Genomic DNA, 21,108 nt, shown 5'->3' with positions numbered 1-21,108 from the left:
TCCTGGGGCTCCGTCTGCGAGTCCGCGTCGGACCGCTCACTGGGAGGGAAGAACACATCCGATGGGCGACCGGTCTCCTGACTGGGAATGAGTGATCCCAGACCCCGTCCAAGTCCGCGACGCTTCTCAGCCATTCTTGATTCCTCTCAATGAGATCTCCTCAGCTGCCTCACGATAGGACAATGCACCCGAGGAGCTGGGTTCGTACGAGATGACGGTCCTGCCGTAGCTCGGCGCCTCGGAGATGCGCACGGACCTGGGGATCACGGTTCGAAGGACCTGATCCTCGAAATGTGTGCGGACCTCTTCGGCGACCTGCGCGCTGAGACGGGTCCTGCCGTCGTACATCGTCAGGAGCACCGTGGAGATCCACAGCTCTTGATTGAGGTGCTGCTGGATCATCTGGATGCTCTTCAGAAGCTGACTCACACCCTCCAATGCGTAGTACTCACACTGGATGGGAATGAAGACCTCTCGAGCAGCGACGAAGGCGTTGACCGTCAGCAGTCCCAGGCTCGGGGGGCAGTCGATGAGTACGTAGTCGACCCGCTGGCCGGCCTCGTCCTGCTCTTCCAGGTACTTCGTCAACGCGCGGTGCAGGCGCATCTCACGCGCGACCTTCGACACCAGATCGATCTCCGCACCTGCAAGATCTATAGTCGCCGGAACGCACTTCAGTGTTTCGAACTCCGACGACTGGGCTACGACCTCAGAGATGTCGTAGTCGTCGATGAGGACCTCATAGATCCCATCAACGCCGGTCGAGTGATCGATGCTCAGTGCAGTGCTCGCATTGCCCTGCGGATCGATATCGACCACCAGGACCTCGAGGCCGTGGGTAGCCAGGGCAGCTGCGATATTGACGGTCGTCGTCGTCTTCCCGACACCGCCCTTCTGGTTGGCGATGGTGAGGATTCTCGTTTGATCAGGGCTGGGGAAGGTCGTCGACGCAAGTCGCTCCGCACGGCTGTGATCGCGTGCGATCTGAGCTCCTAGCGGAGTCGACTCGTCCATAAGAGGCATGTGGATCACTCCGCGTTCGCTAAACCAAGGTACCTCGACATTCTACGTCGGGGCACAGACTTCGGGGTTCAGGACGTGCTGATGAGAAGGCACTGTCCATCATCGGCGTTCCACGTGAAACATCCATGACACCGGGAAACCCGGCGACGTGCAGCGACAGAGCAACGCGAGCTATCGGCGTAGTAGTACAGCGGGAGCCGTCGGCGCGATCCGAGCGGGACAGTTATAGAACATACATTCGATACCTGACTGTGAGCATCAGTCAGCGACGGCGCAGCTCCACCACTGTTGTGGGGGTCTCAAGGCCCTCGCCGCCCACCCTGTGCACAGTGGGTCCGATGAGCTTCCGCTTGCGGATCAGCCGAGCCGCCTTCTCCAGTTCAGCATCGACCGATGCCCCCTTGATCGCCAGGATCCGGCCCTGCGGACCGAGGATGGGAACGGACCATTCTATGAGAGTCGTCATCGCCTTCACTGCACGCGCGGTCACGACGGTGAAGATCTCATCGTCCACCAGCTCTTCGACACGCGCTCGTACGATCCGGACATTGTCCAAGCCCAGGTCGTCGACGACCATGCGCAACCACTCCACGCGCCGCTCCATGATCTCGATCAGGACGATTCGCGCATCAGGTCGAGCAAGAGCCCAGGGGATCCCTGGGAGGCCGGCACCGGATCCGATGTCACCCACGACATCGTCAGGCTCCAGCAGTGATGCCGCAGCGGCGCAGTTGAGGATATGCCGTGACCAGACGCGGGGGAGCTCGCGCGGGCCCAGCAGACCCCATTCGACCCCCGTGGTCACAAGATGCTGAGCGTAGCGGTCTGCGAGATCCACGCGGTCACCGAACAGCTCCTGTGTGTAGACAGGCCTGGGCTCGACCTCCACGTCTGCTCCCTCCGTCATGCTGTGCCCTTCACCCGGCGTGGACGACGACGTGTCGTCCGTCGCCGTCGCCTTCGGACTCAGAGCGGAGACCGGCCTTCGCCACGACGTCGTGGACGACTTTGCGCTCGAAGCTGTTCATGGGGCGGAGGGAGACCGGTCCACCCTCGTTCCGCACAGAGTCGACAGCATCCTGGGCGACCTGGCGCAGATCGTCCTTGCGACGGTCGCGATAGCCGTCGATGTCGAGCATGAGCCAGGACCGCTGGCCGGTCTGTGCCTGCACCGTGAGGCGAGTGAGCTCCTGCAGCGCCGTGAGCACCTGTCCGTCCCGACCCACGAGCACGTCCAGTCCCGCTCCGTCGTCATCGTTCAGGATCGCGAGCTGCGCGCGGCCGTCCCCGACGTCGATGTCTATGTCCCCGTCCAGGTCCGTCACGTCGAGCAGCTCCTCGAGGTAGTCGGCGGCGATGTCGCCCTCCTCCTCGAGCAGCTCCGTACGGCTGGGGCGCGAGGTCGGAGCATCGGCGCTGTCGTCCTCAGCGGCCGTCCCGTGGGACGACGCCGCGCTGCTCGATGCCGCATCAGCTGCGTCAGCCGCATCAGCTGCGTCAGCTGCGTCAGCTGCGTCAGCTGCAGGCGAATCGTGTGCCGCGCCGACGACATCCGTCTGCTCCGCACTCGGGTCGTCTTCGGTCATCGGGGATCCAGTGGTTTCCGTCGCGTCACTCATCGTTCCTCCATGTCGTATCGGATCGCCCATGCGCGACCCGCTCACACTCACATCTAGCGCTTCTTGCGCTTCTTCTTCTTGCGCTTCGCGTTGACGGGCTGCGGACGCTGACCACTGGTCTTCCCCTGGGACGTGTCGTCAGCCTCAGGCTCGGGCTTCATCTCGATGGGCTCTGCGCCGGGAAGTGCGGGCTTGCCCTTGCGGGCGCGGCGCTCCATCAGATCGCGCTCGGCCTGCGAGCCGGGCGCGGGCATGCTGCGGATGACGAACATCTGCTGGACCATCGTCCAGGTGTTCGACACGAGCCAGTAGATGAGGACACCCAGCGGGAAGTAGATGCCGCCGATGCCGAAGACCACCGGCATGAGGTACAGCATCATCTTCTGCTGCTGCATGAAGGGGTTGTCCATGGCCGCGTCGGACATGTTCTTCGTCATCATCTGGCGCTGGGTCCAGAACTGAGTGCCGGCCATGATGACGATGAGGACTGCAGTGACGGCCTTGACCCACCAGTCTCCGGTGAGGAAGGAGGAGGACAGCTCGATCCCGAGGACGATCGCCTGATCCATCTGCTCCGCGAGTTCGACGGTCATGCCGCCGACTGGGTCGATGTCCCCGGTCGCCATCTGCGGGACGTTGTTGATGACCCGGAAGAGGCTCAGGAAGATCGGCATCTGCACGAGCAGCGGGAGGCACGATGCGAACGGGCTGGTGCCGTGCTTCTTGAACAGCGCCTGCTGCTCCTCGACCATCGCCTGACGCGAGAACTGGTCCTTCTTGCCCTTGTACTTCTTCTGAAGGCGCTGCAGGTCCGGCTGGATCATCTGCATCTTGCGCTGCGACTTGATCTGTCGCACGAAGAGGGGGACGAGCGCTCCGCGCACCACCAGCGTGAGCCCGGCGATCGACAGAACCCAGGTGAATCCGCTGGCGGGGTTGAGACCCAGGAACGTCAGCAGCTCATGGAAGAGCGCGAGGATCCATGCGACCACCCATTGCAGGGGGTAGAGCAGCGTATCGAAGAAGGCCATTCACTCTCTCCTTGGTCCTGGCACGATCCTCGCGTCCACGACCCTCATGAAGTCTTTACCGCTTGTACATTCTGCCATTGTTCGCGGGGCCGTCCCGCCCCCAGATCTCCGCGCTGCGGCGCTCGAGCACCGAACCGGTGACGTGGTCCACCCCGCCGCGGGCGAAAGGGTTGCACCGGAGCACTCGCCATGCCGCCATGAACGTGCCTCTGACCGCGCCCTTCACCTCGAACGCATCAAGAGCGTACTTCGAGCAGCTGGGGTAGTAGCGACACACATCACCGTAGAGGGGGGAGATGACCACACGGTACGCCCGCATGAACCAGACGAACGGCATCCGCGGTGCGACGCGCAGAACGTGGCCGATCCGAGCGCTCCGCCCCGCAGGCGGTGCTGGCAGAGAGGACTCCGTGTCCTCACCCGGGCGCATCTACGATCCCGGCCGCTGTTCAGTCGGGTCACCGATGCCGGCACCCGCTCTCCTGCTGGTCTCCTCGTCCCGCTTCCGCAGTCGCCGAAGGGCGGTGCGCAGTGCACGGTCGAGGGATGCTGCGAGTGCTGTGCTGTCCGCATCTGCAGCCGCGGGCAGTGCCCGGATCACCAGGAGGTCTCCCGTGCGGAGGTCTTTGATCTGCTCCGCCGCCCACGCCCGTGCGCGACGCTTCACCCGATTGCGGACCACCGCGTTCCCGACTGCTTTGGAAACAACGAATCCCACGCGCGGGGCGTGGGATTCGCGGGTGTGAACCACGTGAGCCAGGGCGTGGCCGCTGGTCCCCTTCACGCCCGCCCGGAAGGCAGTGCGGAAGTCGACCGGATCACGAAGCCTGTTCTCACGAGGCAGCACGGTGGTGGGGCCTCAACCGGCGTGCGGTCAGGCGGACAGGGCGCGGCGGCCCCTGCGGCGACGCGATGCGAGGATCGCTCGGCCGGCACGAGTGCTCATGCGCTGGCGGAAGCCATGCGTCTTGGCGCGCTTGCGGTTGTTCGGCTGGAAAGTATGCTTGCTCACTTCTCACTCCATCGATCGTCGTCAGACACAGCTGACGTGTGGTTCCACTGAGGCGGGATGCAGGCCGGATCCATCGCGTTCGCGATTCGTTCGGCCACCCACTCCTGCGTCGAGGGAGAACAGGGAAGTGCGCACACACCGGGGTACAAGCCCGCAACACAGGACACCCCATCGTAGGGGTGCCCTGTCGCAGCGGTCAAACCGCACCCCACCGGGCCCCCGAACAGTGACGGCGCTCACCTGGGAGCGTCGCACATGTCCTGACGGTGACGCGCACCCGACCCTCACATGGCGCGGAGAAGACGCGGAGAGGACGCCATCACCCGGAAACGTGGTCGGACGACCCGGTTCCTCTCCCACTGCTGTGCCCACAACCTTGTACACACGCTGCGTGAACAAGGACGTCCACAAACGACACGCGTGTGATTTCCACATGCTTGTCCACTGATGTGGATGATTCCGGGATTCACGTGGTCGCTATGCACAAACTGTGGAAAACTATGTGGACGTCATCCGGATGCTCTTCCACACCTGTGGGCGAACAGGGCTGGGGGATGACACGCCTCTCATGCACGTCGGAAGGACGAGGGTGGACTCCACACAGAACGATCCTGAGCAGATATGGACGCAGGTCCTCACCAATCTCCTCAACGATCCGGCCATCCTCAAACAGCACAAGGGCTTCCTCACGGGTGCCATGCCCAAGGGCATGATCGGCGACTCGATCTACGTCCTCGCCGTCCCCTCGGAGCTGCATCGCCGCAATCTCGAGACGGACCTGCGCGAACCCCTCACCCGCGAGTTCGGGCGGGTCGTCGGCCACGATGTGAACCTCGCGATCGCAGTCGGCACCTCGTACACCGAGGCCCCGGCAGAAGCGGCTCCACCCGTTGCCGCACCACCGCAGACACCACCACCACAGACACCACCTGCACAGGCACCGCCTGCCCCGCACGAAGCACCTGACACGGGCTCACTCGACCACGGCGGCCCCGCCCCCAGCGCGGATCCCGCCACAGCATCCGGTGCCGGACCCGCTGCCGGACAGGACACCGATGACGTGGCCGCACCTGCAGCACCGCCTCATGCGGAGGTCGGGAACAACCCCGATCAGGCACCGCAGGGACGGCAGCAGTGGGCGTCCGGCTCGTCCCCGGCCCCCTTCTCCCATACCGGCACCCCCGCTCCGCACGGTCCGGACGGCAAGACCTCCTCGAGTCTCCTGAACCCGAAGTACACGTTCGACGCCTTCGTCGTCGGCGCCTCCAACCGCTTCGCCCATGCAGCGGCGTTCGCGGTCGCGGAGTCACCCGCCAAGGCGTACAACCCGCTCTTCATCTACGGCGACTCGGGGCTGGGCAAGACACATCTGCTCCACGCGATCGGGCACTACTCGCAGCAGCTCTACCCGGAGATCCGCGTCCGGTACGTCTCCAGCGAGGAGTTCGTCAACGACTTCATCAACACAGTGGGGTCCCAGACGACGTCCAACACGCTGCGGCCGGCATTCCAGCGCCGCTACCGTGAGGTCGACATCCTCATGATCGATGACATCCAGTTCCTCCAGGGCAAAGACGCGACGATCGAGGAGTTCTTCCACACCTTCAACGCGCTGCACAACGAGGAGAAGCAGGTCGTCATCACCGCGGACCAGCCGCCCAAGATGCTGAAGGGCTTCGAGGAGCGTCTGCGCTCCCGCTTCGAATGGGGCCTGCTCACGGATGTGCAGCCCCCGGACCTCGAAACCCGGTTCGCCATCCTCAGGAACAAGGCATTCACGGACAAGCTCGACGTGCCGCCGGATGTGCTCGAATACATCGCGAGCCGCGTGTCGTCGAACATCCGCGAGCTGGAGGGTGCACTGATCCGCGTCACCGCCTTCGCCAACCTCAACGACCAGGTCATCGACGTCGGTCTGGCGGAGACGGTCCTCAAGGACTTCATCACCCAGGACGACACCCCGGAGATCACCGCGGCGGACATCATGGGTCAGACGGCGTCGTACTTCACCCTCTCCATCGAGGATCTGCAGAGCGGCAGCCGTTCGCGCACGCTGACCACCGCACGGCAGATAGCGATGTACCTGTGCCGCGAGCTCACTGATCTGTCGCTGCCGAAGATCGGCCAGGAGTTCGGCGGGCGCGACCACACCACGGTCATGCACGCGAATAAGAAGATCAAGACGCAGATGGCGGAACGACGTGCCCTGTATACCCAGGTCACCGAACTCACGAACCGCATCAAACAGCAGCATCGACTATGAAAAGAGCAATGCACAGTTGTGGACAACGCTGTGGGAAACGCCGCTGCGCACGTGGACCGCACGGGGGACGGACTCGCGTCGGCCTGGTGAAGCCTGTGGGTCACAACGATGTGATTACACAGGCATGCACCGGTGATGCCGTCCTCGTGCACAGTCCGTCCACCTGCTCACGACGGCTCCGATCCGCAGGCCGACGGCGATCCCGTGCATCTGTCCACAGATTCCACAGCGCCTACTACTGATAACTTATTCAACTCATTGCGATTCAGAGGGTCCACCGCGCACTGCACCGACCTCCCACGATCATGCGCTTCTCGCACGACTACCTCATGGTGACAGCTGTGCAGATCTGCACACCGGCCACCGCGGATATTCGAACGACGCGTCCTCGAACGCTTCGCGCACCTGCCCCGGGCGGGGAGCACGACCGCATGCCGATGTCAACGAACCACGCCGTAGAGCCATCCGTCCTCCGTGCGGCCCCCGGTCCGCGTGGGGTAGAGTGCATTCCTGCCCGTCCGCATGCCAGCGGGTCTGGTCGACAGGCTCTCGCCCACCGTCAGAAGTCCTCAGTGCGAACCGCAGGAGTGTCGTGAACGCAGCATCCGAGCAAGTGAAGTTCCGAGTCGAGCGCGATGTGCTCGCAGAGGCAGTCACCTGGACGACCAAGGCCCTGCCCCAGCGTCCTTCCTCCCCGGTCCTCACGGGTGTCCTCATCACGGCGGAGTCGGACGGAACCGTCCGACTCGCGGTCTTCGACTACGAAGTCTCGTCTCGCACCGAGTTCAGCGCAGAGGTCGAAGCACCCGGAACGTTCCTGGTCTCCGGACGGCTCCTGGCGGACATCTCGAAGGCCCTGCCCAACCAGGCTGTGACTCTGGAGCTCAACGGCGGCAAGGTCGATCTGACCTGCGGTTCCTCGCGCTTCTCCCTCATGACGATGCCAGTCGACGAGTATCCGGCGCTGCCGGCGATCCCGGAGGCGACCGGCACAGTCGCCGCGTCAGAGTTCCAGCACGCGGTCTCCCAGGTGTCGATCGCCACGTCGAAGGACGACACGGTTCCGATCCTCACGAGCGTGCGGGTCGAGATCGAGGGCGATCGGGTCGCCCTGCTCGCGACGGACCGCTACCGACTCGCGGTGCGTGAGTTCACGTGGTCCCCGTCGACTCCGGACATCACTCGCAACGCGCTCATCCGCGGCAAGACTCTGGCGGACGCGGCGAAGTCGATGGGCGGCGACATCCGGATCAGCCTGTCGGAATCCGGCGGCAAGGAGATGCTCGCCTTCGCCGCCAATGGTCGTGAGTCGACCTCGCTGCTCATCGAGGGCGACTACCCGAAGGTCCGGTCCCTGTTCCCCAAGGACGCTCCGATCTCCGCGGTCGTCGAGACCTCCGCACTGCGGGAGGCCGTCCGCCGCGTCGCTCTCGTCGCGGAGCGCAACACCCCGATCCGCTTCGAGTTCGCAGACGGCACCGTCACTCTGCGTGCCGGCGCGGGCGATGATGCGCAGGCATCGGAATCGCTGCAGTCGTCCATCAACGGCGGAGACATCACGACCGGCTTCAACCCGCTCTTCATCTCCGAAGGACTCGCGCAGATCGAGCACCCCTTCGTCAGGTTCTCCATGACAGAGCCCAAGAAGTCGGTCGTCATCACGGGGCAGAAGGAGCAGGAGGGCGAGCACGATGATTCGTACCGCTACCTGCTCATGCCGATCATCCGATTCTGACGCACCGGGTTCGGAGGTGGTCGCTGCGTGTGGGTGAGCAGACTCGCCCTGCGTGACTTCCGGTCCTACGACTCACTCGATCTGGATCTGGACCGCGGGGTCACGACTTTCATCGCTCCCAACGGCTGGGGCAAGACGAATCTGGTCGAAGCGATCGGGTATCTCTCCCGCCTGCGCTCCCACCGAGTGCCCCACGATCTGCCGCTCGTGCGAGCAGGCCAGGGGCAGGCGATCGTGTCTGCGAAGGCGCATCGCGGCGAGCGGCAGGTGACGGCCGAGGTCACGATCAGGGCCAAGGGCGCCAATCGCGCGCGCATCAATCGCACCGGAGTCCGCGTGAGGGAGATCCTGGGGCTCGTTCCGTGCGTCGTCTTCGCGCCCGAGGACCTGGGACTCGTGAAGGGCGATCCGGGTGAGCGCCGCGACTGGCTCGATTCCCTGCTCGTCGCTCGCAACCCGCGCTTCGCCGGCGTGCTGTCTGACGTGGAGAAGGCGCTGCGCCAGCGCAACGCCCTGCTCAAGAGCCTCAAGCAGCATCCGAACCCAGGCCTCGAAGCGACTCTCGACATCTGGGATCGCGCGTTCGCCGAGGCCGCGGCCGCGCTGGTGATCGGTCGCCGCCGACTGCTGTCGGACCTCGCTCCGCACATCGGAGCGCACTTCTCCACCCTGGCCGCCGACGCACGGGAATCGCGGCGGCTGGCATCCGCCGAGTATCGGTCGCGGATCGATTACTCGACGATCGATCCGCATGCGGACGACGCCGTCGTGCGCGCCGTCGACGTGATCGTCGAGGCAGTCCTCTCCCGGCGGGAGAAGGAGATCGACAGGGGTCTCACGCTCGTCGGACCGCAGCGCGACGATGTCGAACTGCTCATCGGAGACGTCCCAGCGAAGGGCTATGCCTCACACGGCGAGAGCTGGTCTCTGGCGCTCGCTCTGCAGCTGGCCAGCTGGGATCTGCTCCGCGAGGACTCCGGGAATCCGGACGATCAGCCCGTGCTCGTGCTCGATGACGTCTTCGCGGAGCTGGACACCGGTCGCCGCGCCCGGCTCGCCGACCTGGTGGCGAAGGCGGAGCAGGTGCTCATCACCGCTGCGGTCGGATCGGAGATCCCGCAGGAGCTCGTGGGCCGCACCGTCGATCTGACGACCGTGGCGAGTCCCCGGTGACACCTCGGACGACTGAGCCCGGCGGACCGGGCGGCGCTGCCGGCGGCGGCCTCGGCTCCGTCGATCGGACCCGTGCCCCGCTGTCAGGCGCCGCCCTCGACGCGCTCGACCGTGTCCGGCGCATGGCGGACGTCGAACCCCGCGCAGGTGCGGGATCGCGGCGCAGTTCGCAGCGATGGCATGACGGACGATCCGATGCAGCGGACCGGGGCGATGGCGGGGTCGCCTACACCGGTTCGGGGCACGATCCCCGCGATCCCCGACCGTTGGCGGGCCTCTTCTCGAAGATCGCGCACACGCGGGGATGGGAGACGAGTCTCGACGTGGCACAGGTGACGAGCAGGTGGTCGGACCTCGTGGGGAGGGACGTCGCGGCGAACTGCATCGTCGAGCGGTTCGATCCGCCCACCCTCGTCGTGCGGACCTCCTCGACGACCTGGGCGACGCAGCTGAAGATCCTCAAGGACGGCCTGCTCGACAAGATCGAGCGCGAGATCGGACGCCGCGTGGTCGAGGACATCGAGATCCATGGACCCGCTCAGCGTTCCTTCACCCGCGGAAGGAAGAGTGTGCGAGGACGAGGACCGCGGGATACGTGGGGCTGATGGCTGCGCGATCGCAGCCCAGGGTGCAGATCGGGAGGTGACGTGTGACGGAGGGTCTGGAGGGCCTCGGCGTCGGTCTGCTGGACCGGCTCGCCGGTCATGAGCTGTGGTCCATCGTGGCGGCAGCGGTCGTCATCGCCGGCGCACTGGTCGTGCCGGGCGGCATCTGGAGAGTCACCGGAGTGTGGGTGACGATGATCCACGAGCTGGGCCATGCGCTCGCGGGGGCGCTGCGCGGCAGGACTGGGATGCGCATCCGGGTCAATGCGGATCACTCGGGTCTCACGACCTCGACCGGCCGATCCGATTCCGTCGCCTGGACCAGCTTCTGGGGCTACCCGGCCCCACCCCTGGTCGGAGCCCTCATGGTGTGCGCTGCGGCCGCCGGTTGGGTGACCGGCAGCGGAGTCTGGCCGACGACGGCGGTGGCGGTCCTCCTGGGCGTGTCCGTCGCAGCACTGCTGTTCATGCGCGGGCTCATCGCGGTGGGCTCGACCCTGGCCGGTATCGCGGGCACCGTCGCACTCCTGCTCTGGGCCGCGGAGCCCGTCACCCTGCTCGTGCTCCTGGCGGCCGGGCTCTTCGAATGGGCCGGAGGCGTCCGCGCGATCGCGAACCTCAGCCGTCTCCACCTCCGGCGGCGCGGCCGCGGCTCCGACGCGTCCGTGCTGGGCCGCCTCACCCCGCTGCCCCCATTCGTGTGGATCGCAGTCTTCTGGCTCCTCGCACTGGCACCGGTCGGTCTGCTGATCTGGGCGACGCGATGACGGAGGGTGTGCCTGTCAGCGGGACGATGCGCCGTCCGGTCCACCCGCCTATGCTCGAAGACGACGAATCCACGACGAGGAGCCCCATGCGCTTTGCCAACAGCGTCACCGATCTGATCGGCGATACCCCGCTCATCCGCCTCAATCGCGTGACGGAGGGCATCGGCGCGACCGTCCTCGCGAAGGTCGAGCTCTTCAACCCGGGCGGTTCGGTCAAGGATCGCATCGCGGTGAACATCATCGACGCGGCCGAGGAATCCGGTGCGCTGCGGCCCGGCGGCACGATCGTCGAGCCGACCAGCGGCAACACGGGCGTGGGCCTGGCACTCGTCGCGCAGCAGCGCGGCTACCGGTGCGTCTTCGTGTGCCCGGACAAGGTGTCCGAGGACAAGCGGGCGGTGCTGCGTGCCTACGGGGCGGAGGTCGTCGTCGTCCCGTCGAACGTCGCGCCCGATGACCCGCAGTCCTACTACTCCGTGTCCGATCGCCTGGCGCGTGAGATCCCCGGCGGCTACAAGCCCGACCAGTTCTCCAACCAGAACGGTCCGCGCAGCCACTACGAGTCGACGGGTCCGGAGATCTGGCGAGACACGGAGGGGAAGCTCACCCACTTCGTCATCGGCGCGGGCACCGGCGGCACCGTCAGCGGTACCGGTCGGTACCTCAAGGAGGCGTCGGGCGGTGCGGTCCGCGTCATCGTCGCGGACCCCGACGGGTCGATCTACGCAGGCGGCGAAGCATTCGGCTACGACGTCGAAGGCGTGGGCGAGGACTACATCCCGGACACCTACGACCCCGCCGTCCCGGACGGCTTCGAGACGGTCACGGACGCGGAGTCCTTCGCGATGACGCGCAGGCTGGCACGGGAGGAGGGGCTCCTGGTCGGGGGCTCGAGCGGCATGGCCGTCGTCGCGGCCCTGCGCGCCGCGCGGGACCTGCCGGACGACGCGGTGGTCGTGGTCCTGCTGCCGGATTCCGGCCGCGGGTACATGGCCAAGATCTTCCACGACGACTGGATGGTCGAACGGGGCCACATGAGCGCAGACGACGTCGCGGCGCAGACCGCGAACAGTGCGGCCGACGCCGCAGAAGGAGGAGCACAGTGACTGATCAGGATCACACAGAAGGCGCACAGACCGCGGCGAGCATGGGGTTCGACACCCTGGCGATCCGCGCTGGACAGGACCATGATCCGACGACCGGTGCGGTCATCCCGCCGCTCCACGTGTCCTCCACCTATGCCCAGGACGGGATCGGCGGACTGCGGAACGGCTACGAGTACGGGCGCAGCGCCAACCCCACCAGGTCCGCACTGCAGCAGCAGCTCGCCGCGCTCGAGGGAGGCCGCTTCGGCCTGTCGTTCGCGTCCGGCCTCGCTGCCGAGGATGCGCTGCTGCGCGCCGCTCTCACCCCCGGCGACGCCGTGCTCATGGGCAACGACGTCTACGGCGGCACCCATCGCCTGGTCGACAAGATCCTGGGCCCCTGGGGCGTCGGCCTGCGGATCGTCGACATGACCGACGCGGAGGCCGTCCGGGCCTCCCTGCAGCAGTCGCCCGCGCAGGTGCTCTGGGTCGAGACTCCGTCCAACCCGCTCATGGGCGTGGCGGACATCGCGGAGCTCGTGAGGATCGGACACGAGGCCGGTGCTCTGGTGGTCGTCGACAACACCTTCGCGTCCCCCGCTCTGCAGCGGCCGCTCCTGCTGGGCGCGGACGTCGTCGTCCACTCGACGACGAAGTACCTGGGCGGACATTCCGACGTGGTGGGCGGTGCGATCGTGACGAACGATGCGGCACTCGCGGAGAAGGTCGAGTTCCAGCAGTTCGCAGCGGGCGCGATCAGTGGTCCCCACGACGCGTTCCTCACGACCCGTGGGCTGAAGACGCTGGCGATCCGCATGGAGCGCCACAGCGCCAACGCCGGCCTCATCGCGGGCTTCCTCGATCGCCACGACACGGTGCGGACCGTCTACTACCCCGGCCTCGAATCGCATCCCGGCCACGCTCTGGCCCGGTCCCAGATGAGCGGATTCGGCGGCATGGTCTCACTCGCGCTGGCAGACGGGGCCACGGCGCGGAGGTTCGCGGAGTCGCTGCGGCTCTTCACACTGGCGGAATCGCTGGGAGGCGTCGAATCCCTGGTCAACTACCCGGATGCGATGACGCACGCGTCCGTCCGCGGCACGGAGCTCGCAGTGCCGGAGGAGGTCGTCCGCCTCTCCGTCGGCATCGAGACGGTCGAGGACCTCCTCTCCGATCTGGAGCGGGCACTCGACGCACTCTGAGCAGTTCGACGACGACGCGGTGGGCGGCTCCGGACGGAGCACCCACCGCATCGTCGTCTTCGGAGGCCGCACAATCGTCTCTGAGGCCCTCAGACCCCCGTCGCTGAGATTCCCCTCGTCTCCCGGTGCGCACATCCGGGAAATCGGCCTTCTATGGCCTGTAGATATGCGCCCAGAGTGCTCCAACAGGCTAGAATCGAACCCAAGTGCCCACTGACAGCTGCGCGTCCGCGCGCCCGCGAACGAGGAGTTCCATGACAGCCGACGAGAGACCGCACTACGAAGCTGGTGACATCACCGTTCTCGAAGGCCTCGAGGCGGTGCGCAAGCGACCCGGCATGTACATCGGATCCACCTCGGAGCGGGGCCTGCACCATCTGGTGCAGGAGGTCGTCGACAATTCCGTCGACGAGGCGATGGCGGGCTACGCCTCCCACATCGAGGTGACGATCCTCGAGGACGGCGGTGTGCGGGTCGTCGATGACGGCCGCGGAATCCCGGTGGCGATGCACCCCACGGAGGGCGTCCCCACACTCCAGGTCGTGCTCACGATCCTCCACGCGGGCGGCAAGTTCGGCGGCGGCGGGTACGCGGTCTCCGGTGGTCTCCACGGTGTGGGCTCCTCCGTGGTCAACGCCCTGTCCATCCGCCTCGACGCAGAGGTCCACCGCGAAGGATCCGTGTGGCGGCAGGACTACCGCCGCGGTGTGCCGACGGGCGAGATCGTCGAGGGCGAACCGACGGACCGGACCGGCACGACGATCACGTTCTGGCCGGATGATGAGATCTTCGAGACGACGGACTTCTCGTTCGAGGTGCTGCGTGCGCGCTTCCAGCAGATGGCGTTCCTCAACAAGGGGATGCGCATCTCGCTCGAGGATCGTCGGACGGCGGAAGTCGATCCGGCTGATGTCCAGATCGACGAGGCCGCGCTGGACGGCGAGGACACGGCGAGCGAGGCCAGGACGAAGCAGGTCTCCTACTGCTACGAGCACGGACTGCCGGACTATGTCGAGCACATCAACATGATGAAGCGCTCCGACACCGTGAATGACCAGATCATCGCGTTCGAGTCGGAGGACACGGAGCAGGAGATCGCGCTCGAAGTCGCGATGCAGTGGACGACGTCCTACTCGGAATCGGTCCACACGTTCGCGAACACGATCTCCACGCACGAGGGCGGCACCCACGAGGAGGGCTTCCGCACCGCGCTGACCTCCCTCGTCAACCAGTACGCGCGCGAACAGAAGATCCTCCGCGAGAAGGACCCGAACCTCACGGGCGACGACATCCGAGAAGGCCTCACTGCGGTCGTCTCGATCAAGCTGGGTGAGCCGCAGTTCGAGGGCCAGACGAAGACGAAGCTCGGCAACTCCGAGGCGAAGACCTTCGTCCAGCGCGTGGTCCGCGACGAGTTCGGCCACTGGATGGAGTCGAACCCGGCGCAGGCGAAGGAGGTCGTGCGGAAGGCGTCGCAGGCTGCGCAGGCGCGACTGGCCGCACGGAAGGCGCGTGAAGCCACTCGGCGCAAGGGCCTCCTGGAAGCCGGGGGGATGCCGGGCAAGCTCAAGGACTGCCAGTCGCGGGACCCCTTGATCTCCGAGGTCTTCATCGTCGAGGGCGACTCCGCAGGCGGCTCCGCCACACAGGGCCGCAACCCGCACACCCAGGCGATCCTGCCGCTGCGCGGAAAGATCCTGAACGTGGAGAAGGCCCGCCTGGACCGTGCTCTGGGCAACGCGGAGATCCAGGCGATGATCACCGCGTTCGGCACGGGCATCGGCGAGGACTTCGAGATCGAGAAGCTCCGCTACCACAAGATCGTCCTCATGGCGGACGCGGACGTCGACGGCCAGCACATCACGACGCTGCTGCTCACGTTCATCTTCCGGTACATGAAGCCGCTGGTGGAGGGCGGTTTCGTCTACCTCGCGACACCGCCGCTCTACCGTCTCAAGTGGTCGAACGCGTCCCATGAGTACGCGTACACCGACCGTGAGCGGGACGGCCTGCTCACAGCCGGTCGTGCTGCGGGGAAGCGGCTGCCGAAGGAGCTGGCCATCCAGCGCTACAAGGGCCTGGGCGAGATGAACTACCAGGAGCTGTGGGAGACGACGATGAATCCCGACCACCGTCTGCTGAAGCAGGTGAGCCTCGACGACGCCGCACAGGCGGACGAGATCTTCACCGTCCTCATGGGCGACGACGTCGACTCCCGGCGGCGGTTCATCCAGGAGAACGCGAAGGACGTCCGCTTCCTCGACATCTGAGGCGACCGTTCCCGAGGTCCCGGCCGGGACCTCGGGAGCAGCCTCCTTCCCAGCACGTGACAGAAGAGAGATGAGCCCCTGTGGCAGACGAGCAGAATCCCACCCCAGAGCAGGAACCGGCGGAGACGCCGGAGGCCGACGGCCTCACGATGATCGACCGGGTCGACAAGGTCGACCTCAACATGGAGATGCAGCGCTCCTACCTCGACTACGCGATGAGCGTCATCGTGGGCCGTGCGCTGCCGGACGTCCGCGACGGGCTCAAGCCCGTGCATCGCAGGATCCTCTACGCGATGTACGACGGCGGGTACCGACCGGATCGCAGCTTCTCGAAGTGCGCCCGTGTGGTGGGCGACGTCATGGGCCACTACCACCCGCACGGCGACACCGCGATCTACGACGCGATGGTCCGTCTGGTGCAGGGCTGGGTCATGCGCTACCCGCTGGTGGCCGGACAGGGGAACTTCGGATCGCCCGGTGACGACGGTGCGGCCGCACCCCGGTACACGGAGTGCAAGATGGCTCCGCTCGCGATGGAGATCGTCCGGGACATCGAAGAGGAGACCGTCGACTTCCAGGACAACTACGACGGTCGCAATCAGGAACCGGAGTACATGCCGTCCCGGTTCCCGAATCTCCTGGTGAACGGTTCGTCCGGCATCGCGGTGGGGATGGCGACGAACATCCCGCCGCACAACCTCCGCGAGGTGGCGGAGGGGGCGCAGTGGCTGCTCGCGCACCCGGAGGCGTCGAACGACGAGGCGCTCGAAGCGATGCTGGGGATCATCAAGGGACCGGATTTCCCGTCCGGTGCCACGGTCCTGGGCCGCAGGGGCATCGAGGACGCCTACCGGACCGGACGCGGATCGATCACGCAGCGTGCGGTCGTCGAGGTCGAGGAGATCCAGGGCCGCACGTGCCTCGTCGTGACGGAGCTGCCCTACATGGTCAACCCGGACACGCTCGCGACGAAGATCGCGTCGTACGTGCGGGACGGCAAGGTCGCGGGCATCGCCGACATGCGCGATGAGTCGTCCGGCCGCACCGGACAGCGGCTCGTCATCGTCCTCAAGCGGGATGCGGTGGCGAAGGTCGTCCTCAACAACCTCTACAAGCACACGCAGCTGCAGGAGAACTTCTCTGCGAACATGCTGGCGCTCGTCGACAACGTGCCGCGCACCCTGTCGATCGATGCGTTCCTGCGGCTGTGGGTCAAGCACCAGATCGACGTGATCGTCCGCCGCACGCGCTACCGGCTGCGGAAGGCCGAGGAGCGGGCGCACATCCTGCGGGGCTATCTCAAGGCCCTGAATGCGCTGGATGCAGTGATCGCCCTCATCAGGAACTCCCCGAACTCCGATGAGGCCCGCACCGGCCTCATGGAGCTGCTGGACGTCGATGAGATCCAGGCGAACGCGATCCTCGACCTGCAGCTGCGTCGTCTGGCCGCGCTGGAGCGCCTCCGCATCGAGGAGGAGGCCCAGAAGATCGAGGAGCAGATCAAGGACTTCAAGGACATCCTCGACAGGCCGGAGCGCCAGCGCGCGATCGTCTCCGAGGAGCTCGCGGAGATCGTCGACAAGTACGGCGATGACCGTCGGACCCGCATCCTCGCGGGCTTCGACGGAGATGTGAGCATGGAGGACCTCATCCCCGAGGAGGAGGTCGTCGTCACGATCACCCGCGGCGGGTACGTCAAGAGGACCCAGTCCGGCCTCTATCGTGCACAGCATCGCGGCGGCAAGGGCATCACCGGTGCCAAGCTGCGCGTCGACGACGTGGTGGATCAGTTCTTCGTCACGTCGACGCACGACTGGATCCTGTTCTTCACGAACACCGGCCGGGTCTACCGTGCGAAGGGGTACGAGCTGCCGGAGGGCTCACGCGATGCGAAGGGCCAGCACGTGGCGAATCTGCTGGCGCTGCAGCCCGGGGAGAGCATCGCCCAGGTCCTGTCGATCAAGGACTACGACGAGGCGCAGTTCCTGGCACTCGCGACGAAGTCCGGACTCGTGAAGAAGACGCGCCTGGCGGAGTACGACTCGAACCGCACCGGCGGCGTCATCGCCGTCAATCTGCGGGAGATGGCCGATGGGAACCCGGACGAGCTGGTCTCCGCACGGCTGGTCGACGGCGAGGATCATCTCCTCCTGGTGTCCCGCAAGGGCATGTCGATCCGGTTCTCCGCGGGGGACGACACGATCCGTGCGACGGGCCGCGCGACCTCCGGCGTCACCGGAATGCGCTTCCGCGAGGATGACGAACTCCTCACGATGGACACGGTCACCCCGGGCACGTACGTGTTCGTCGTGACCGAAGCCGGCTTCGCGAAGCGGACGCCGGTCGAGGAGTACCGACTCCAGGGCCGCGGCGGCATGGGCATCAAGGTCGCGAAGATCACCGACCAGCGCGGAGACCTGGTGGGTGGGCTGATCGTGTCCGAGCGCGAAGAGGTCCTGGTCGTCATGGAGCGCGGTAAGGTGGTCCGGTCGAACATCGACGAAGTCCCGGCCAAGGGTCGGAACACCATGGGCGTCGTCTTCGCGAAGCCCGGTACGAAGGATCGCATCATCGCGGTCACGCGCGGCCCGGAGGAAGTGGTGGAGGCAGAGGCCGAAGAGGCCCCTCTCTCCGACGCGGAAGCCGAAGCCGTCGAGGCGGACCTTTCCGATCCGACTCCGCCCGAGCCGGACGCCGACATCGAAGGTGAAGAGCAGCAGTGAGTGACAACGAGCAGAAGCCGGGGAAGATCCTCCGCACCTCCAGCGGCAAGGGCAAGACGCGCCTGACCGCCAGCGGCGGCGCAGCCGAAGCGCCCGCAGTCCCTGCGGAAGCCCCCGGCGACAGTGCGGGTGCGGGCAGCGGAGCGACCGGCAGTGCCGGTACGACTGCTTCCGCTCAGGGCAGCGGCGGCGGGACACCGGCCGGTGGCTCGCAGTCCGGCGGGTCACAGCCGGGGGCCTCGCAGGCGGGGGCCTCGCAGCCGGGGGGCACGCAGCCGGGGGGCACACAGTCCGGCGGCACCTCGACGGGGGGTGCCGCCTCGGCAGGGGGCGCGGCCTCGAGTGGGGGTGCTGCGGACTGGTCTCCGCGGGCGGACGGAACGGGCCCGCACAGCAGTGGTGGGGCACCGACGCGGGTGAGCTCTGCGTCCCAGGGCACGAGACTCTCCGCCAGCGGTGCTGAGACCCGGGCGCAGCCGGCGGTCTCGAGCCCGGACCACAGTGCGGCAGCAGCCTCGAGCCCGGTTGCGGGGATGGGCCACTCCTCGGGCACCGGCCCGGCTGGTTCCGGTGCGTCCGACGCCGGCGGGGTGAAGGCCACGTCGGGCGGCGTCAAGATGAGCGGGAAGTCCAAGAAGGGACCCCGCACCGTCCGTCTCACGATCGCGAGCATCGATCCGTGGTCGGTCATGAAGATGTCGTTCCTCCTGTCGCTCGCGATCGCGATCGCGATGCTGGTGGCCACTCTCGTGCTGTGGCTCGTGCTGCAGGCCACCGGTGTCATGGGCACCATCGAATCGACTCTGTCGGAGATCGCCGGTGCAGAGAGCGCGGACCAGCTGCTGGCACTCGTGAGCCTGGGACGGGTCATGGCGACGGCGTTCGTCCTGGCTCTCGTCAACATCGTGCTCATGACGGCGCTGTCGACCCTGTTCGCGTTCCTCTACAACATCGGAGCATCGATCGTGGGCGGCTTCCACCTCACCCTCACGGACGACTGAGCCTGCCCGACAGATCGGCCGGAGCATGCCTCGGAAGGCGCGCTCCGGCCGATTTTGTTCTGCGGGGTGAGGTCGGTATAGTTGCTTCTCGGTTCGCAAGAACCCACGGGCCTATAGCTCAGGCGGTTAGAGCGCTTCGCTGATAACGAAGAGGTCAGAGGTTCAAGTCCTCTTAGGCCCACGCATCAATCTGGAGGAGAGTGCCGTGAAGAAATGGTTCGCTCTTCTGGGATCCGCTGCACTTGCAGCGGGGACTCTGGGAGTCCTCCGCAGCCGCAATCGCGGCAGGCAGGAGCAGTGGGCACAGTACACCGATCAGGTGTAGGATGTGATGCAGCACGGGGGTATGGCGCAATTGGTAGCGCATCTGCTTTGCAAGCAGAGGGTTAGGGGTTCGAGTCCCCTTACCTCCACTCGAGAAACTCGTGAGACAGTGGCTCGTTGTAGATGAAAGGCCTCGGCCCGGGAAACCGGCCGGGGCCCTTTCTGTGGAAGCTGGCCGAGGCTTCTCTGGCCTGAGATCCAGGGACCTCACCTGCGGGCCGGGGACTGGTGCAGCGTTCCAGCTCCACGCGGGGCTGTCGATCAGAACGAGTGCTCCTCCGCGGGGAACGTCCCCTGTGCGACATCCGACGCGAATGCGTGGGCGGCATCGGTCATCACCGTCGCGAGGTCCGCGTACTGCTTGACGAATCGCGGCATCCGCCCGGTGCGCAGTCCCATCATGTCCTGCCACACGAGGACCTGGGCGTCGCAGTCCTTTCCCGCGCCGATCCCCACAGTGGGGATGGACACCGCGTCCGTGATGCGGCGCGCGGCAGCGGTCGGCACCATCTCCAGCACTATTCCGAACGCCCCTGCGGCCTCGAGCGCCTTCGCCTCGTCGAGAAGGGTGTCCGCAGCGTCATCGCGTCCCTGCACCCGGTAGCCGCCCAGCTGGTGCTCCGCCTGTGGAGTGAACCCGATGTGCGCCATGACGGGGATGCCGTTCCGCGTGAGCTTCTCCACCTGCGGAACCATCTCCAGTCCGCCCTCCAGCTTCACCGCGTGGGCACCTGCCTCCTTCATGAAGCGAGCCGCTGTCCGGAAGGCCTGCTCGGGCGACTCCTGATACGACCCGAACGGCAGGTCCGCCAGCACCAGCGGGCGGGAGACGGACCGGCTGACCGCACGCACCAGAGGGAGCAGCTCGTCGACAGTCACCGGCAGTGATGACGTGTACCCGTAGACGTTGTTCGCCGCCGAGTCGCCCACCAGCAGCACGGGGATCCCGGCCTCGTCGAAGATCTGTGCGGTGTACATGTCGTAGCTCGTGAGCATCGACCACTTCTCCCCACGATCCTTCATCGCCTGCAGGTGCGGAATCCGCACGCGTGCCCGTCGTGCGGGGGTCGATGCTCCGCCTGATCCGTAGGGTGCCGTCTGCTCCGTCATCGTGGTCCTCCTGGTCGCCGTCGCTGGTGTCCTCACTCAGACTAGGAAAACCGGCGCGCCAGGTGTGATGCGTGTCATCTTCCGGACCCCTCACTGAGGAGAGGTCCTCCGTGACGGGTCAGTCGGCCGCTGTCATGCAGCCGCCGCCATGCCCGGGAGTGCGGG

General features: G+C 66.3%; 17 protein-coding genes, 2 tRNA genes and 1 pseudogene. 12 read left to right on the top strand and 8 right to left on the bottom strand.

Going from position 1 to position 21,108, the window contains the following annotated elements; all coding sequences use genetic code 11:
- Nucleotides 1-126: 126 nt before the first annotated feature.
- The 7 genes from BJEO58_RS07670 to rpmH form a co-directional block, all read right to left on the bottom strand.
- Nucleotides 127-1,023, bottom strand: a complete 897-nt coding sequence (locus BJEO58_RS07670; RefSeq protein WP_101588885.1) for a ParA family protein — start codon at nt 1,021-1,023, stop codon at nt 127-129.
- Between the two features lie 262 nt (nt 1,024-1,285).
- Nucleotides 1,286-1,930 carry a 16S rRNA (guanine(527)-N(7))-methyltransferase RsmG gene (gene rsmG / locus BJEO58_RS07665; protein WP_101588884.1) on the bottom strand — a complete coding sequence of 215 codons (645 nt, stop codon included), beginning with the start codon at nt 1,928-1,930 and terminating at the stop codon, nt 1,286-1,288.
- 10 nt (nt 1,931-1,940) lie between these two features.
- Nucleotides 1,941-2,642, bottom strand: a complete 702-nt coding sequence (locus BJEO58_RS07660) for a Jag family protein (protein WP_308297862.1) — start codon at nt 2,640-2,642, stop codon at nt 1,941-1,943.
- A gap of 53 nt (nt 2,643-2,695) precedes the next feature.
- Nucleotides 2,696-3,673 carry a membrane protein insertase YidC gene (gene yidC / locus BJEO58_RS07655; protein WP_101588883.1) on the bottom strand — a complete coding sequence of 326 codons (978 nt, stop codon included), beginning with the start codon at nt 3,671-3,673 and terminating at the stop codon, nt 2,696-2,698.
- A gap of 55 nt (nt 3,674-3,728) precedes the next feature.
- Nucleotides 3,729-4,103, bottom strand: a complete 375-nt coding sequence (gene yidD / locus BJEO58_RS07650; RefSeq protein ID WP_101588882.1) for a membrane protein insertion efficiency factor YidD — start codon at nt 4,101-4,103, stop codon at nt 3,729-3,731.
- On the bottom strand, nt 4,104-4,520 hold the full coding sequence (rnpA, locus tag BJEO58_RS07645; protein WP_101588881.1) for a ribonuclease P protein component: 417 nt from the start codon (nt 4,518-4,520) through the stop codon (nt 4,104-4,106).
- A 27-nt stretch (nt 4,521-4,547) separates the two neighbouring features.
- Nucleotides 4,548-4,685, bottom strand: a complete 138-nt coding sequence (gene rpmH, locus BJEO58_RS07640) for a 50S ribosomal protein L34 (RefSeq protein WP_087003868.1) — start codon at nt 4,683-4,685, stop codon at nt 4,548-4,550.
- Nucleotides 4,686-5,382: 697 nt separating this feature from the next.
- Between rpmH and dnaA the strand changes: the two genes are divergently transcribed.
- From dnaA to BJEO58_RS07580, 12 genes and pseudogenes are all read left to right on the top strand, one after another.
- A complete protein-coding gene (gene dnaA, locus BJEO58_RS07635; protein ID WP_425456995.1) occupies nt 5,383-6,948 on the top strand; it encodes a chromosomal replication initiator protein DnaA in 1,566 nt (521 codons plus the stop codon).
- A gap of 592 nt (nt 6,949-7,540) precedes the next feature.
- A complete protein-coding gene (gene dnaN / locus BJEO58_RS07630) occupies nt 7,541-8,683 on the top strand; it encodes a DNA polymerase III subunit beta (RefSeq protein ID WP_180951871.1) in 1,143 nt (380 codons plus the stop codon).
- 27 nt (nt 8,684-8,710) lie between these two features.
- Nucleotides 8,711-9,856: a DNA replication/repair protein RecF gene (gene recF, locus BJEO58_RS07625; RefSeq protein WP_101588880.1), complete on the top strand. Its 1,146-nt coding sequence runs from the start codon at nt 8,711-8,713 to the stop codon at nt 9,854-9,856.
- Complete coding sequence (locus BJEO58_RS07620) at nt 9,853-10,461, top strand: DciA family protein (protein WP_101588879.1); 609 nt, start codon at nt 9,853-9,855, stop codon at nt 10,459-10,461. The genes recF and BJEO58_RS07620 overlap by 4 nt, the downstream gene beginning before the upstream one ends.
- Before the next feature lie 44 nt (nt 10,462-10,505).
- On the top strand, nt 10,506-11,228 hold the full coding sequence (locus tag BJEO58_RS07615) for a M50 family metallopeptidase (protein WP_101588878.1): 723 nt from the start codon (nt 10,506-10,508) through the stop codon (nt 11,226-11,228).
- Between the two features lie 86 nt (nt 11,229-11,314).
- Nucleotides 11,315-12,277: pseudogene (locus tag BJEO58_RS07610) on the top strand (pyridoxal-phosphate dependent enzyme); the annotation flags it as partial.
- A 53-nt stretch (nt 12,278-12,330) separates the two neighbouring features.
- A complete protein-coding gene (locus BJEO58_RS07605; RefSeq protein WP_257904202.1) occupies nt 12,331-13,515 on the top strand; it encodes a cystathionine gamma-synthase in 1,185 nt (394 codons plus the stop codon).
- 254 nt (nt 13,516-13,769) lie between these two features.
- Nucleotides 13,770-15,785, top strand: a complete 2,016-nt coding sequence (gyrB, locus tag BJEO58_RS07600; RefSeq protein WP_101588877.1) for a DNA topoisomerase (ATP-hydrolyzing) subunit B — start codon at nt 13,770-13,772, stop codon at nt 15,783-15,785.
- Nucleotides 15,786-15,934: 149 nt separating this feature from the next.
- Nucleotides 15,935-18,508, top strand: a complete 2,574-nt coding sequence (gyrA, locus tag BJEO58_RS07595; protein ID WP_180951877.1) for a DNA gyrase subunit A — start codon at nt 15,935-15,937, stop codon at nt 18,506-18,508.
- Nucleotides 18,505-19,509 carry a DUF3566 domain-containing protein gene (locus tag BJEO58_RS15180; RefSeq protein ID WP_246075886.1) on the top strand — a complete coding sequence of 335 codons (1,005 nt, stop codon included), beginning with the start codon at nt 18,505-18,507 and terminating at the stop codon, nt 19,507-19,509. Before gyrA ends, BJEO58_RS15180 begins: the two co-directional genes overlap by 4 nt.
- Before the next feature lie 107 nt (nt 19,510-19,616).
- Nucleotides 19,617-19,690, top strand: a tRNA-Ile gene (locus tag BJEO58_RS07585).
- A 159-nt stretch (nt 19,691-19,849) separates the two neighbouring features.
- Nucleotides 19,850-19,922 (top strand) — tRNA-Ala (locus tag BJEO58_RS07580).
- 172 nt (nt 19,923-20,094) lie between these two features.
- On the opposite strand, the gene panB is transcribed toward BJEO58_RS07580, so the two are convergent.
- Entirely contained in the window at nt 20,095-20,943 is an 849-nt protein-coding gene (panB, locus tag BJEO58_RS07575) for a 3-methyl-2-oxobutanoate hydroxymethyltransferase (RefSeq protein ID WP_101588875.1), read from the bottom strand.
- Nucleotides 20,944-21,108 lie beyond the last annotated feature (165 nt).

The sequence above is a fragment of the Brevibacterium jeotgali genome, assembly GCF_900169175.1.
GTDB lineage: Bacteria > Actinomycetota > Actinomycetes > Actinomycetales > Brevibacteriaceae > Brevibacterium > Brevibacterium jeotgali.
This window is presented reverse-complemented; position numbering and strand designations above follow the sequence as displayed.